15 protein-coding genes and 1 tRNA gene are annotated in these 13,973 nt (G+C 50.1%); 2 read left to right on the top strand and 14 right to left on the bottom strand.

The window, feature by feature from the left end; all coding sequences use genetic code 11:
- Nucleotides 1-17: 17 nt before the first annotated feature.
- The 5 genes from DR88_RS21170 to DR88_RS21150 form a co-directional block, all read right to left on the bottom strand.
- Complete coding sequence (locus DR88_RS21170) at nt 18-368, bottom strand: hypothetical protein (protein WP_025862187.1); 351 nt, start codon at nt 366-368, stop codon at nt 18-20.
- A 636-nt stretch (nt 369-1,004) separates the two neighbouring features.
- Entirely contained in the window at nt 1,005-1,343 is a 339-nt protein-coding gene (locus tag DR88_RS21165; protein WP_023283257.1) for a hypothetical protein, read from the bottom strand.
- Between the two features lie 103 nt (nt 1,344-1,446).
- Complete coding sequence (locus DR88_RS21160; protein ID WP_025862186.1) at nt 1,447-1,965, bottom strand: hypothetical protein; 519 nt, start codon at nt 1,963-1,965, stop codon at nt 1,447-1,449.
- Between the two features lie 15 nt (nt 1,966-1,980).
- Nucleotides 1,981-3,066, bottom strand: coding sequence for a hypothetical protein (locus DR88_RS21155; RefSeq protein ID WP_004147236.1), 1,086 nt, complete (start codon nt 3,064-3,066; stop codon nt 1,981-1,983).
- A gap of 280 nt (nt 3,067-3,346) precedes the next feature.
- Entirely contained in the window at nt 3,347-3,757 is a 411-nt protein-coding gene (locus tag DR88_RS21150) for a hypothetical protein (protein ID WP_004147238.1), read from the bottom strand.
- Between the two features lie 824 nt (nt 3,758-4,581).
- Between DR88_RS21150 and DR88_RS21145 the strand changes: the two genes are divergently transcribed.
- Nucleotides 4,582-4,953, top strand: a complete 372-nt coding sequence (locus tag DR88_RS21145; RefSeq protein WP_025862184.1) for a hypothetical protein — start codon at nt 4,582-4,584, stop codon at nt 4,951-4,953.
- Nucleotides 4,954-5,391: 438 nt separating this feature from the next.
- On the opposite strand, the gene DR88_RS21140 is transcribed toward DR88_RS21145, so the two are convergent.
- The 8 genes from DR88_RS21140 to proB all read right to left on the bottom strand — a co-directional run bounded on the left by DR88_RS21140 (nt 5,392) and on the right by proB (nt 11,964).
- On the bottom strand, nt 5,392-5,943 hold the full coding sequence (locus DR88_RS21140; protein ID WP_017901344.1) for a recombinase family protein: 552 nt from the start codon (nt 5,941-5,943) through the stop codon (nt 5,392-5,394).
- 549 nt (nt 5,944-6,492) lie between these two features.
- Nucleotides 6,493-6,807: a hypothetical protein gene (locus DR88_RS29650; protein ID WP_004147244.1), complete on the bottom strand. Its 315-nt coding sequence runs from the start codon at nt 6,805-6,807 to the stop codon at nt 6,493-6,495.
- Between the two features lie 68 nt (nt 6,808-6,875).
- Nucleotides 6,876-7,322, bottom strand: coding sequence for a hypothetical protein (locus tag DR88_RS31390; protein WP_227499847.1), 447 nt, complete (start codon nt 7,320-7,322; stop codon nt 6,876-6,878).
- Between the two features lie 886 nt (nt 7,323-8,208).
- Nucleotides 8,209-8,469, bottom strand: a complete 261-nt coding sequence (locus DR88_RS21125) for a hypothetical protein (RefSeq protein WP_025862181.1) — start codon at nt 8,467-8,469, stop codon at nt 8,209-8,211.
- Between the two features lie 9 nt (nt 8,470-8,478).
- Entirely contained in the window at nt 8,479-8,805 is a 327-nt protein-coding gene (locus DR88_RS21120; RefSeq protein WP_025862180.1) for a hypothetical protein, read from the bottom strand.
- Between the two features lie 605 nt (nt 8,806-9,410).
- Nucleotides 9,411-9,483: transfer RNA gene (locus DR88_RS21115), tRNA-Thr, on the bottom strand.
- A gap of 113 nt (nt 9,484-9,596) precedes the next feature.
- A complete protein-coding gene (gene proA / locus DR88_RS21110) occupies nt 9,597-10,850 on the bottom strand; it encodes a glutamate-5-semialdehyde dehydrogenase (protein WP_004147253.1) in 1,254 nt (417 codons plus the stop codon).
- A gap of 10 nt (nt 10,851-10,860) precedes the next feature.
- Nucleotides 10,861-11,964, bottom strand: a complete 1,104-nt coding sequence (gene proB, locus DR88_RS21105; protein WP_004144574.1) for a glutamate 5-kinase — start codon at nt 11,962-11,964, stop codon at nt 10,861-10,863.
- A gap of 289 nt (nt 11,965-12,253) precedes the next feature.
- On the opposite strand from proB, the gene phoE reads away from it, so the two are divergent.
- The gene (gene phoE / locus DR88_RS21100) at nt 12,254-13,306 is read left to right on the top strand and encodes a phosphoporin PhoE (protein ID WP_004144576.1); all 1,053 of its coding nucleotides are present in this window, start codon (nt 12,254-12,256) and stop codon (nt 13,304-13,306) included.
- Between the two features lie 44 nt (nt 13,307-13,350).
- Here the strand turns inward: phoE and DR88_RS21095 are convergent, their stop codons facing one another.
- Nucleotides 13,351-13,917: a C40 family peptidase gene (locus DR88_RS21095; protein ID WP_004191825.1), complete on the bottom strand. Its 567-nt coding sequence runs from the start codon at nt 13,915-13,917 to the stop codon at nt 13,351-13,353.
- Nucleotides 13,918-13,973 lie beyond the last annotated feature (56 nt).

Genomic DNA, 13,973 nt, shown 5'->3' on the forward strand with positions numbered 1-13,973 from the left:
AATCCTTTTCTTGTCAGTTATTCTGCGATGACAACATCATCAGAGGTCAGGCGAATGTTTCCGTTAGCGGTCAATGCTGCTAGTGCGGCATTTGTCGCTGTGCCCATTACGGCGCGGATTGCTTCTGGGTATACGTAAACCAGGCGATCAGCCACGATTACAGGGACGTCAGAACCTGCATCTGCGTAAGAAAGGCACAGGATTGCATCAGTCCCGGAGGTGTACAGCGCCCCGGCAGAGGTCACTACGGAACCTGGTTCCACAGCCTGTGCTAGTGTCGCGAATACATGGCACTTACGGTCAAAGTTGGCAGTTGCCGAATTCTTCACCACGTTGTTATACGTTTTTGGATAGTCATCCAGTTTCATTGTGTTGTATCTCCATACAGGTTATCGCCAATGCTGGCGCTTATTATTTCGCTGGCAAATTTGCCATTGAGGGGTGAAAAGAAAGCCGCTGATAGCGACCGTCTTCACTTCATGTTCCATGCAGAAAAAAGAGCCGGAGGCAGGAAAGCGCCTGCCCCGGTTACTGGTCATCGGAGAGATGAAATTCACCGTTTACGGATTAGCAACATGCGTTGCTAATCGCTTCACGATGGTGTTTTCTGATGGAGAGATTAGGAAGGAGGGAGCGCCAGCGGCGGGAGACCTCTGAAATCTTCGCCGTGCGCTCGATGCCAGTTAACATCATAGCGAGATGCCCGGAGGAGAGCCGGGATGGCTAATCCCGTCGAGGTGATACCACGGCAGTATTATTTTTTGTTTCAGTCGGGGTTTGTTGTCCGGCTGAACGAATAAGCGGCGGGCTGGTGCAAAGGGGCTCGTGCAAAGCATCTGAAAACCATCCCGCCGAAAGGTGACACGTAACAATTGGCAGTAGTACGCGACTCTTTCGAATCTATTAATCACATTATTTTATTATTTTATCATTAAACCGTTAAATTCGCCATCAATTTAATTGACATCTTGGTTTATTTGTGATTAAAAAATAAAAGGTTATATCTAACCAGCACGTAGCGGTGATGATTCGATAATATGTGAATAGCGGTCTGGGTCTGAGGCTACAACCTCGCGGCATTTAACGCGAGCACGTTCGAGAGTGCCCTCATCTATAATGTGAGGTGTAAACGTTCCGTCATCAACCGGGGCGGATTTGAGCAATTCTAACTCGGTAGCGGGTTTGCCTTCGGCAAATCTCTCGCGGAGATATTCAGGATGCTGATCCAGAAAGTCATCGGTGACGCTCTTCAGATTATCCCGTGCCTTTTGAAGTTCATATTGCTCAACGCTTAGGCCATGCATCGCGGCAAACAGAGCATTTCGAATGCTGTTCAGTGTCATTTTTATATTTCCTGTAGAGATTCAGACCGTTACGTAGCCATAGGAAAACAGCTACCGATAACGGCAGGTTGGATAAAATTTCGAATAGATTCAAGCCGTGCTATCAGGCAGTAGTTGCCTGCGCCACATTGACTCGTTGGACCGGATTGATCTGGATAGCCTTATATCTGCTGCCAGCCTTTCTTTTGCAGACGCGTTGGTATTCGATTAGTAAGGGGTCGCCTTCAGGGGGGAACCGCTGCTCAATAGCGGATTCAGCAACGCCATTCTGCCGGAGGGACATCACCACGGTATATAGATGTAGTCCTCCTAGCGCATCACAGATATCAGCGAGTGATTCACCCTGATGAAACATCGTTAGGGCTAGTTTTGCATCTTGAAAGGAGTTTCTGTTCGCAAAACGACGGCAGCGGGGATTGTAGCTGTTATCGTACAGTTCCTGGACCTTTTCCAGCGGGAGCCTACAGACCAGAGCCACCTTGCCCGGAGGCATTCCGGCTATCAGGAGGCATTTGCATTTTTTGATTACGTCGCTATCTCGTGCGCGATTTTTGAAAAGTCGAGTTAGATCGGGGAGTTGTTCTTCTTGGTCAGCTTGGCGGCTGTTGGCGAGTTCACACAATTATTCCTCCAAATGTTAAACCGGTTGGTTATCATCCCAGGTTTGGGCTGGCTGTGCATTAGCACCTTGTTTTGCTGCGGCTATTCTTTGTGCCTGCTGCTGTTTGTAATAAGCATCTGCACTAGATGGGGTATCGTTAGCGGCAGACCTTGAGCCTTTGTATCCATCGCTCTGGATGGTCTTCACATGACTGTTGATAAGGTCCATTATTGCGCCGGGTGTGGTTTTGCCCCACTTCGCGCCGTAATCGTCAAATCCTTTAGGATCACCTCCATGCTGCCAATGTTGAAGTTCTTCAAGAGTGGCCTTCTGAGGCTGGTTCTGTCGTTCCTGGCTGGGAGCATTCACCGTCAGCACCGGAGGTGTCTCGCATTGGCGAGAGTGCTCCGCACCGTTTACCGCATCATTATCGGAAACATCATCATGCTGGTCGCTATGATTGTCAGGTACGCCGTCCGGTTCTCCAGCAGCAGGCGAGGCAGTCTCAGGGCCATCAGTAGCGGGTTGCAGGTCCTCTTCATCATTACTCTCCTCAATGATTGATTCGATAGGCCACCCGAGCGCGGCTAATTTCTCAGTCGCGATCTGAAAGGCAAATTGCATCACTTCTTCATCAGAGAGATCACGATTTGCGATGGTTTTTGCCATCGCCTTGATCCCACGGTTAACTGCATGGGAATCAACTTTTCCAGACTTCTTCAGCAAGGAATTGAGCTGTGATTTTCTCAACGGCTTATCTTGCGGTGTCACTGGCGCGTCAGTCATGCGGGACACGATGACATCAATAGACGTACAGGTGTATGTATTACGCCACCCATCCTTAAAGGTCTCTTTACCTACTTCCAGAAGGCCCAGAGCTTGCAGTTTGTCGATCCTCTCCTGTGCCACTGAGTCGGCGCGGCCCATCGACTTAGCAATTGTTTTAATGCTCTGGTAACACTTCTTACCCTGCGCCTCGAAGGTGTAAAAGTGATTGAACCACTTGAGATCGGTATCAGTTACACGCATCACTGCCCCGGCAGGTGTTATAATGTTTTTGATACCTTTTAACGGGCTGGCGGTTTGGTCGAAGTTGGTCTTAGTTTCTACTTTCTCGGACATTGTTCTCTCCTTCAATGGGATTCTTCATATTGGTTCGGATGCGTTCGGCCTCTGCATCCACGAGTCTGTTAATGAACGTTGCAACAGGTGTCCCGGTTCGGCGGCATTCGTGCATAATTGCGTCCATCGTTGAATTGCTAAATGTCAGTTTCATCTCAAGTTCCCTCCGAATGCATAAAAGTTATCGCTCCTGCTATCGCGGATGGCGATCAGGAGTAAGAAGCCGTGTTTGCGGCGATTTCGTTAAATGGCTAGTGCCAGCGGGTGTTAAAAACGAGGGTTAGCGGTGTTTCTCAGGATCAACACCATGCTTCTTAAGATCTTCGCGAGCCTCGGTGAGAATAAGCGATAATACCTGTTTCTCATGCAGGGCAATTCCCACGCGATCACGGTACAGGCAGATATACCCATTGATGACATCTGAGAAGATATCACTTACCTCTTCCCCTGCGGCTATACGGGGATTTACAGGCTTGAGAATGGTTTTTATTGCTTGGCGGTAACGAGCGTTACGCTTCTGCTCCAATTTGTACTGACGGAGCATTTCAAGGGCTTTCTTGGTGTTTCGCTTATTCGTACCAACACGGTTTTGGAAGCTATAAAGCGCAGAGGTAGTGGTGATGTTATGGACTAAGGCGTTAAAGATTTCTTCGGCAGTTGCGACTCTAAAGTCGATGGCGGCTGTTCTCAAATGTTCTCCTATATTCAGGTCAATGTATATTCACTCAGTATGTATATATTAACAGTTAAAACTATCTTTGTCAATCTTTGTTTTTGTGTTTACTGATAAGTCAAGAATATTTTTGTAAATACTGGGTTCGAAGTGGTCTTTTACAACAAATCAATTCTCATTGTCAAGGTGTTTATTCGCATAGCGCTTCCAGATGCTCCAGATTCAACGCAGCAAGTGAAGAGGTTAGTTCACCAGCAACAAGACAGCGACGCTCAGAACGCGATACAGAGCGTTACAGACAGGTTTTTTGCGGGTGAATCAGAGGTTCATCTCTTTGCAGTCTTTGAGGGGGGACCGACGCCCCCAGGGGGAGTGTACGTCGCGTTGAAAGCTCCTCTGCGCCATGCTCGATTCACATTTGACTGACGCGCCTCGCGGCTTGTCTTCCACACATATCTGAAGTGGCTGACCAGCCATTGCAGAGCGTAGCGATACAGAAGCATCACTCCTTAACACCAAAGATTGAACGCATGTTCAACCAGTCGTTGACCTTATGGTTTAGGTCTTGACCTTAAAGATCTCGTTAAAGATTTCGTTAAAGATATAGTAGGGATGTAGTTGTTACTGGTTATAACCGGTATTCCCCCTCCTGTTATAACCGGTATACCCTCTCGGTAATAACCGGTATACCCTCTCGGTGATAACCGGTAAACCCTCTCCCCTCTGATAGAAGACACCTAGAGGGCATGTATCCAATACGCGGTGACGGAAAATAACCATTTGCTGGTACTTCCTGCCGTAACTGAGTAACCTCGTTCCGTCAGCGAACAAAAGGATGCAACATGGAAATCGTCCAAGGTAAAGGCAGCTTTAACGAGATGGCGACCGGAATTCTGGTGAAACTTTTCGCGGCTTACCCTTTCCATTCAGAATTTGACTATTCGGACTGGGGCTGGAAGCCCAGAGGAGACAGAACTCAGATTGACCTGTTGTGCTACACGCTCCAGGCGCTCACCGATATGGGTTATATCGAAATAATCTCTTCAACCGATATGGACAGCGCCGCCAAGTTAACACCTCGTGGTTTGAATTTACTTCAACAGCAGGCACCTGGTGCAGGCGATGTAGTTATTAACGTTCTCAAAGGAGCAGCAGGTGAGACCCGGACAGCGCTCATTGGTGCGATCATCAGTTGGATTTTTGGCGGGAGATAATAGAGTTTAATTCGAATTAAATGCGGTTAATTAGATGAAAACTCGTTCTGTTATCACTGACTCGCCTGTGGGATTTGGTGATCGTTATATCGAGATGTGCGCAACACATCCAGCACAGACGCGGCTTCGTTAAATCTGTCACCCAGTCGGGTGTTAAACCAGTTTACCGATCCGCCCTTCCATACTGAAAAAATAAATTTTCTTCTCAAAATCAATAAAATCCAGTCGCTTCTGGACTCTTTGAGCCGCCTGCATAACGCTGTGGGAGGTCGTGGATTATCGGTCGGTCAGTTCACAGTTGTGTAGATATAACGCCGCTACGGGCTTCTGGTGAAACGTAGGAGGGATTGGTGGTGGTGCTCGCGCTGGTGTGGATTTCAGGCAATAAAAAACCCCGCTAAGTGGCGAGGTCAGAGAGACAAGGGGCGTAAAGTTAAATCATTTCAGACGATAGAAAGTAGCCTTGCTGATACCCAACTCCTTTTGAATATCCTTTGGTGGTAAACCGGAGCTAATTAGCTCCTGAACCTGTTCTGGCGTCACTTTGTTAGGTCTACCGCAGTGAACCCCCTCAGACTGAGCACGTTTAATGCCAGCGGTTCTACGCTCTGCGATCAAATCCTTTTCCAGTGAAGCCAGTCCAGCCATCATGGTTAACATCAATTTACCCACAGGTGTTGATAGGTCGAAGCCTTCACGCAAGCTGATAACCTTCACACCTTTAGCCCGTAAAGTCTCAACCGTGGATAATACGTCGATAGTGTTACGGCCTAAGCGGTCTATACCAACCACAATTAAGGTATCACCTTCACGAATGTAAGCCAGAAGGTCACCGAACCCTTTACGCTCTGCCGCCTTCACACTACCGCTTGTGGCTTCATCGCAGTACCACTTGCTAACCTGGTAACCTGCATCAGCAATCTGCTGCTTCTGGTTCTCTACTGTCTGCTCGTTGGTAGACACACGCACATATCCGATGATTGATGTCATGGTAATTTCCCTGTCTCAAAAGTAAGTCTCATTAATATAACTGTCTCAAAACCTAAAATCAAACTTTTAAGACATCATCAGGGCGCATTCTTCTGTTAAGTAAAATAGTCTCAAAAGGAAGTCCTTTTAAGACTGCATAGTAAAGGTTATGCAGCCAGCCTAATGAACCAGGATACCGGGGACCGGACCGACCTTGCCCAAGATATTTGGTAAAGATCCTTGCTTTTTATGAGGGGCTGTGATTTTCCGTCAGACAAATCTGACGGTGTGCCACAGATATTTTTCGGCAGAACATCAGAAGAGGGGGGTGCTTGTTTACATTTTTCTCGTGGGGGGGACAGGTGGGTTTCAGGATGCGGCGTGAGCCACACGCCGAAACCTACACTTCATCAAGGTTTCAGCAATCACAGGAGCGCAACTATATACACTCCTGAAGTGAATCAAAATAAAACCCACATTACTTTAGTGGTAACACTTTTGTGATGCGAGAGTCGATCTCTACCGCCAATGTGTTTCGAAGAAAAACTAAGCAGACATTGCCATCTTCACCTATTTGATTATCAAACGATTCTGGTCATCAAAAGGTGCGATATAGACTAAATTAAACATGTCCCCATTAGATGTCCTAACAGTCAGTTTTTCCCAATCAACAATCGCATGATCTGGAAGGTTGGGAGTAATCCATGCGCTTTGATATGTTCGATTGCCTTTTAATGTAAAATTACCTTTAGCGGTTAATTCTTGAGCAGGTCCTGCAAGAGGATTCAACTCATACCACCATACCCCTCCATCATTTCTTAAATGTCCATATAGTGGGTTTCCATCAGCATCTTGAATTTGATAAAAATCCTTTAAATCACTCATGTTTCTAACCTACCCCTATTTTTTATTGTCGACGGCAGTAATACCACTGGTCCATTATGATAAATTCTTTACTTAAGCTCAGTTGAGGTGGATGTAACGAGATGTTCCCAAGGTAAATCCTCATTGACAGGCACCCCGGACAGTGTTCTTGCGTATGACTCAGCCTCGGCATAACTCCCGAAATTTTGGCTGGCGAGACATTCTGAGGCATACGACATAACTACGCTCCACCCTGCATCTCTTTCATAAATAGAGATAATCTTTCCGTCACTTTTCTTCATCTCTTGCATTACTCGTCCCATGACTCCCCCAGTTGAATGTTTTTTGATTAGTATATGGAATGTACCATTCATATTATCAATCAAATTCTTTCGAAAGCCAGATTTTAGATAATAGCAGCCATTTAGCGCCGTGATGGGACACCATAAAAGCGCTGTAGGCGCATCATTGGGGGAGGCAGGAACACCAATCGAGACGATCAGTAAGATGCTGAACCACAGCAGCCCAGCAGTCACTATGACGTATCTTGATATTACCCAGGACGAAGTGAACCAGACCTATCAGATGGTGATCTAGGTTCCTCACAGATAATGCGAGACAATTGTTAACTATATGTTGCATATCTCCGCAACACAGGACTGAGGTCAGCCCCTCCGCTTATGGTGATTGCGCGGCATGAAGCCGCTTAGTTAGTACAACCGATGAAGAAATCAGCATTCGATCAAATTTACATATTTTTTTCAATCTTGTTGAAATCTTCTCCAGGCCTTATGCGACGTGGGCTTGCGAATTATTACCCTTCCGCAACCTCAATTTAACGTCAAAATCAACCCTTGTACTCAAAAGATTCCTTAATAAAATATTGCTTATGTAGTAGGTAGTCATGAGCATGCCACTACATGTAGTACCCTTGCCTAAATTGCAGGCATAAAAAACCGGGTCCATTTTCACAAACCCGGTCTCTGAAGCATGACCGCCATGAGTTTGCAGACTCATAACGATTGTTAGCCTCATCATCATTTTTGACGACTTGATTGTGCCTGGCTTGGTTGGTCATGTAAACCCTGAAGTTAATGTTGATAAAGGACAAATACATGCCAATTTGCAAACAAGCACACCGTTATAACTCTATTTTCATCAGCTTACCTCATGATCAAGGTGGCGAGGGCCGCCACAAATGTTGTGGATGCGCTTACGATCAGGGGTATCGCGCTGGTCTAGCTCGTACAGGTCAACCTTGGGTTGATTTGGCGGCTCTTCCTGATAGTCAGGCAGGGACTGTGCGTCATAAAAGCCCACAGGCTGCTTTTGCTGAAGGGTATCGTAACGGTGTGAATGATTCTTACCGCAATGTAGGTTAAGAATCGCAATCCAATAAGGGGGCATCCCGCCCCCTTAAAGCTATACATCCCACGGATTTGTTTTCATTTTCCTCATTGGGTACGCTTGACCATTCACGGTGAAGGTGAGTTTCTCAGTATCGATCACTCCCTCAACCTCTTTGTAATCGAATGGGAATTTCACTTTATTATCGTTAATTTTGTACAAGCCGCCTGGGATGTTGGGGCCATGGTTGACCTGCAAATAATCGCCCTTGATTGTCCAACGTCCTTCTACCTGGTATCCAATCGCGCTACCGTGTTCATTAAAGTAAATGCTCATGATGATTCCTTATTCTTTGAACTCGATTTCTTGATCATCAAGTTCCCCATCCCGAGATAGTTTGATTGAGAAACGTTTGAACGTTTTAAAAAATTCTTCAAGAGTTATCGCTACTCTTTCTCTACGTAAGCCGTGTTGGTCATCAGTTACATACGCCTCGACATCAAAGAATCGCTCTGCTGAGTAGAAGGAAATACCTTTAACTATCTCACCTTCTTTCAGAATCCCTTTAGCTCTCAGGAAGTCACTGAAGCTGTCTTGATCAGCCCTGTCCGCTGCAACAGTGCCTTTGTAGTCGTTATATTGAGTACTGGCTTTAAAATGTTCTTTTGTCATAATTTTTATCCTTTGCTGTGTGTAATCAAAGGTAGCGTAGCGCAGATTTTGGACAATACAAGCCATAAAGCCCCGTTGGTGATACAGCAACAAGCGGAGCGTAGCGACGTCATCAGATTGTCAGAGGGATCACACCTTATCAGGATGCTCGTGTACCTTTCGGAGCGTGAGCGAGACGCTGATAGAGCTTGCATGTGGTGTGCAAGTACCAATATCACCATAAACCTGTTTATCCCTCAGTGAGGGGCATCGGGCTTAAATGCGTGTGGTCTATCTGTTTCGGGATGGTTTAGAGACGTTGGCAGCGTCATTAGCTTCGAGTTGATAGCGGTTCGTGTAGACTGTTATCCGGTTCGATAATAAGCAGGTTACAACCCTGCGATAAAAATTATCGAATGAACCAATGGTTCACCGAGCATCGGCCCCGTTCACGCTTTATACCTGTTCGAGCTATACAACTACAGGCCGCTACGTGCTAACATCCCTGAATAGCCACTGTTAACCATAGCGGCAACTGTTGGTCATAGAATCCCTTAAAAGAAGATCGTAACTTGAGAGAGAAACACTCTTTAAGTGGTTGTTTTTAATGGATTTTGTTGTGTGAGTGCCGATAATAGGAGTCGAACCTACGACCTTCGCATTACGAATGCGCTGCTCTACCAACTGAGCTATATCGGCCCTGCAAGAGGTGTTCACGAGCGTGAATCACGAGGCAAAAGGTTAGAACTTAGCGGGCGATGCGTCAATAGCCAGTGGAATCAACTGCCTATTTTTGCATCGCCCGTTCTCATTTACGCACGAATGGTATCGTCGCCGAAACCAATCCACTTATAGGTGGTTAACGCTTCCAGCCCCATCGGGCCGCGGGCGTGCAGCTTCTGGGTGCTGACCGCCACTTCCGCGCCGAGGCCGAACTGGCCGCCGTCGGTGAAGCGCGTGGAGGCGTTCACATATACCGCGGAAGAGTCCACTTCATTGATAAAGCGGTTGGCGTTACGCAGGGTGCGGGTCAGGATGGCGTCGGAGTGCTGGGTGCCATGTTCGCGGATATGGGCGATAGCCTCGTCCATATCAGCCACCACTTTGACGTTTAGATCCAGCGACAGATACTCGTCGTCATACTGCTCCGCTTTCACCGGCTCGACCTTCGCTGGGCCGTTTTGCAGCGCGGGGAGGGCGGAAGGGGCGGCGTGCAGGGTGACGCCGCTCTCGGCCATCTGCTTGCTCAACGCCGGCAGGAAGGTATCGGCGATGTTGCGGTGCACCAGCAGCGTTTCCACGGTATTGCAGGTGCTCGGCCGCTGGGTCTTGGCGTTGACGATGATCTTCAGCGCGGGGGCGATCTCGGCGGTTTCATCCACGAAGATATGGCACACGCCAATCCCACCGGTGATCACCGGGATCGTTGACTGCTCACGGCACAGCTTGTGCAGGCCCGCGCCGCCGCGAGGGATCAGCATATCGATGTATTTATCCATCTTCAGCATTTCGCCCACCAGCGCGCGATCCGGGCTCTCGATAGCCTGTACCGCGGCGGCCGGCAGACCGCACTCCTGCAGCGCCTGCTGGATCACCTTCACCGTGGCGGCGTTGGTGCGCCAGGTCTCTTTCCCGCCGCGCAGGATCGCCGCGTTGCCGGTTTTCAGACACAGGGAGGCGACGTCGACCGTCACGTTAGGACGCGCTTCATAAATCACGCCAATCACCCCCAGCGGGACGCGGCGACGTTCAATACGCAGACCGCTGTCCAGCAGCCCGCCGTCGATCACCTGGCCGACCGGATCGGCCAGATTGCACACCTGGCGCACATCGCTGGCGATGCCGCTCAGACGCGCCGGGGTCAGCGCGAGGCGATCGAGCATCGCTTCACTCAGGCCATTGGCGCGAGCTTCGGCTAAATCTTCCGCGTTGGCGCGCAGAATATCGTCGGTCTGCGCTTCCAGATAATCGGCGATCTTTTCCAGTACCTGATTCTTTTCCCGGCTGGAGAGTAACGCCAGCTGCCAGGAGGCCGCTTTGGCGGCAATGCCCATTTGTTCCAGCATTTTCAGCTCCTTAACGGATGATCATATCATCGCGGTGGACGGCCACCGGGCCGTATTCATAGCCCAGAATGGCATCGATTTGCTGCGAGTGCTGGCCGGCGATAAGGCGCAGCGCATCGCTGTTGTAGCGGCTGACGCCGTGAGCGATGTCGCGTCCTTCGCTATTGCGGATGCGGATCACTTCGCCGCGGGAGAAGTTGCCGCTGACGATTTTGATCCCTTTTGGCAATAGCGAGCTGCCTCTTTCGAGGATCGCCTGGGTCGCGCCCGCATCGACGGTGATTTCCCCCGCCGGCGGCGCGCCGAAGATCCAGCGCTTACGGTTCTCCAGCGGAGACTCCTGGGCGTGGAAGCAGGTACCTACCGGCAGGCCTGCCATGGCATGGCCGATAACGTCCGGACGGTTCCCGGCGGCGATGATGGTATCAATCCCCGCCCGGCAGGCGACGTCCGCGGCCTGCAGCTTGGTGCCCATGCCGCCGGTGCCGAGTCCGGAGACGCTATCGCCGGCGATGGCGCGCAGCGCGTCGTCGATGCCGTAAACGTCTTTAATCAGCTCCGCCTGCGGGTTGCTGCGCGGGTCGGCGGTGAACAGGCCTGGCTGGTCGGTTAACAGCAGCAGCTTATCCGCCCCGGCGAGGATCGCGGCCAGCGCGGAGAGATTGTCGTTATCGCCCACTTTGATTTCCGCGGTGGCGACGGCGTCGTTTTCGTTAATGACCGGGACGATGCTGTTATCCAGCAGCGCGCGCAGAGTGTCGCGGGCGTTGAGGAACCGTTCTCTGTCTTCCATGTCGGCGCGGGTCAGCAGCATCTGGCCAACGTGAATGCCATAGATAGAAAACAGCTGTTCCCACAGCTGGATCAGACGGCTTTGTCCCACCGCCGCCAGCAGCTGCTTGGAGGCGATGGTGGCGGGCAGTTCCGGGTAACCAAGGTGCTCGCGCCCGGCGGCAATGGCCCCGGAGGTCACGATGACAATACGGTGTCCCATGGCGTGCAACTGTGCGCACTGGCGCACAAGCTCGACGATATGGGCGCGGTTCAGGCGACGGGACCCGCCTGTTAAAACACTGGTGCCCAGTTTTACCACCAGCGTCTGGCTTTCACTCATGATTCTCTGCCGTTCAAAAGGAATATCGATATCGAGCTGATGTTGTAGCAGGAGTCGGCCCGCTTGCCAACACCCGGGGCGGCGGGCGCGCCATTTTATTGCGCGGGATCGGGCATTCTGGAGAGGGAATGTGACAAAAATATGTCAGATACATTTAAATACCCTTTTTTATAAAAAGTTCCATCTTGTCATAAATATTTAATATCCCGGCGTTAAAAAACCTCCAGTTTTTGATGGGCGAGCGCCCGCAATTGAATAGCGCGTATAAATAAATCACCAGGACTGAATAATGAAAAAGAGTACTCTGGCATTAATGATGATGGGCTTTGTGGCTTCAACAGCGACGCAGGCAGCGGAAGTTTATAATAAGAACGCGAACAAGCTGGATGTGTACGGCAAGATCAAAGCCATGCACTATTTCAGCGACTATGACAGCAAGGATGGCGATCAGACCTACGTGCGTTTCGGTATTAAAGGCGAAACGCAGATTAACGACGACCTGACCGGCTATGGCCGTTGGGAATCTGAATTCTCCGGTAACAAAACCGAGAGCGACTCCAGTCAGAAAACCCGTCTGGCGTTCGCCGGCGTGAAGCTGAAGAACTACGGCTCCTTCGATTACGGTCGTAACCTTGGCGCCCTGTACGACGTGGAAGCCTGGACCGATATGTTCCCGGAATTCGGCGGCGATTCCTCTGCCCAGACCGATAACTTTATGACCAAGCGCGCCAGCGGCCTGGCGACCTACCGCAACACCGACTTCTTCGGTCTGGTGGATGGCCTGGATCTGACCCTGCAGTACCAGGGTAAAAACGAAGGCCGTGAAGCGAAGAAACAGAACGGCGACGGCGTCGGCACCTCGTTAAGCTATGATTTCGGCGGCAGCGACTTCGCCGTCAGCGCGGCCTACACCAGCTCCGACCGTACCAACGATCAGAACCTGCTGGCCCGCGGCCAGGGTTCGAAAGCGGAAGCCTGGGCGACCGGCCTGAAATATGACGCCAACAATATCTACCTGGCGACCATGTACTCTGAAACCCGCAAGATGACCCCGATCAGCGGCGGCTTTGCCAACAAAGCGCAGAACTTTGAAGCGGTGGCGCAGTATCAGTTCGACTTCGGTCTGCGTCCGTCCCTCGGCTATGTGCTGTCGAAAGGGAAGGATATCGAAGGGGTGGGGAGTGAAGATCTGGTTAACTACATCGACGTGGGCCTGACCTACTACTTCAACAAAAACATGAACGCCTTCGTGGATTACAAAATCAACCAGCTGAAAAGCGATAACAAACTCGGCATCAACGATGACGACATCGTCGCGCTGGGTATGACCTACCAGTTCTGATTAACCGCAGAACCACCCGCCGCAGCCCTGGCTGCGGCTTTTTTTTAGCGGCGATTCTTCGCCAAATGCAGGGTGTCGCTGTTCATGGTGATCTGCGCGTTATACTCCTTCGGCAGACGACGCGCCTGATAGAACGCTGATTCCCAGTAAGGGTTGTCCAGCGAAGAGCGCATCACGCCCTGGCTGCTCGAGGCGTGAAGGAAATTATGATCGGTATCGTAAAAGCCAACGTGCATCCCGGCCCGGGTGCGGAAGAACACCAGATCGCCGGGACGTAAATCCCGCTTATTGACCCGCACGCCCATGTGCAGCAGCTCGCGGGTGGTGATCCGCTCCATTGGCAGGTTAAAGCGATCCTTCAGCGTGCGCCAGACGAAACCCGAGCAGTCGACGCCGCTTTGTTCAGTACCGCCCCATTCATAGGGGGTTCCCTGCCAGGTGTGCATCTGATCATGCAGGGCCGCCACCACAGGGATCAGATCGTCCGATCCGCTATCAATGGTCATATCCGCATGAGATTTTGTGTTCTTTGCCTGTTTCGGTGAGGAGGAGCATCCTGCCAACAACAAAAAAGGAATTAAAAAGAGAGCATGCGTCAGTTTTGGCTTCATATCGTTATTTTCGAAGTAGCAAGCAGACTGCTTTGTTTTATAGCCGATTAAAAACC

This window comes from Klebsiella pneumoniae (assembly GCF_000742135.1).
In the GTDB taxonomy this organism is placed as follows: domain Bacteria; phylum Pseudomonadota; class Gammaproteobacteria; order Enterobacterales; family Enterobacteriaceae; genus Klebsiella; species Klebsiella pneumoniae.

What these genes read in the sequence shown, in the direction of transcription:
- DR88_RS21170 (WP_025862187.1), bottom strand. Translation starts at nt 368, where the DNA reads ATGAAACTGGATGACTATCCAAAAACGTATAACAACGTGGTGAAGAAT.
- DR88_RS21165 (WP_023283257.1), bottom strand. Translation starts at nt 1,343, where the DNA reads ATGACACTGAACAGCATTCGAAATGCTCTGTTTGCCGCGATGCATGGC.
- DR88_RS21155 (WP_004147236.1), bottom strand. Translation starts at nt 3,066, where the DNA reads ATGTCCGAGAAAGTAGAAACTAAGACCAACTTCGACCAAACCGCCAGC.
- DR88_RS21145 (WP_025862184.1), top strand. Translation starts at nt 4,582, where the DNA reads ATGGAAATCGTCCAAGGTAAAGGCAGCTTTAACGAGATGGCGACCGGA.
- DR88_RS21140 (WP_017901344.1), bottom strand. Translation starts at nt 5,943, where the DNA reads ATGACATCAATCATCGGATATGTGCGTGTGTCTACCAACGAGCAGACA.
- DR88_RS29650 (WP_004147244.1), bottom strand. Translation starts at nt 6,807, where the DNA reads ATGAGTGATTTAAAGGATTTTTATCAAATTCAAGATGCTGATGGAAAC.
- DR88_RS21125 (WP_025862181.1), bottom strand. Translation starts at nt 8,469, where the DNA reads ATGAGCATTTACTTTAATGAACACGGTAGCGCGATTGGATACCAGGTA.
- DR88_RS21120 (WP_025862180.1), bottom strand. Translation starts at nt 8,805, where the DNA reads ATGACAAAAGAACATTTTAAAGCCAGTACTCAATATAACGACTACAAA.
- proA (WP_004147253.1), bottom strand. Translation starts at nt 10,850, where the DNA reads ATGCTGGAACAAATGGGCATTGCCGCCAAAGCGGCCTCCTGGCAGCTG.
- proB (WP_004144574.1), bottom strand. Translation starts at nt 11,964, where the DNA reads ATGAGTGAAAGCCAGACGCTGGTGGTAAAACTGGGCACCAGTGTTTTA.
- phoE (WP_004144576.1), top strand. Translation starts at nt 12,254, where the DNA reads ATGAAAAAGAGTACTCTGGCATTAATGATGATGGGCTTTGTGGCTTCA.
- DR88_RS21095 (WP_004191825.1), bottom strand. Translation starts at nt 13,917, where the DNA reads ATGAAGCCAAAACTGACGCATGCTCTCTTTTTAATTCCTTTTTTGTTG.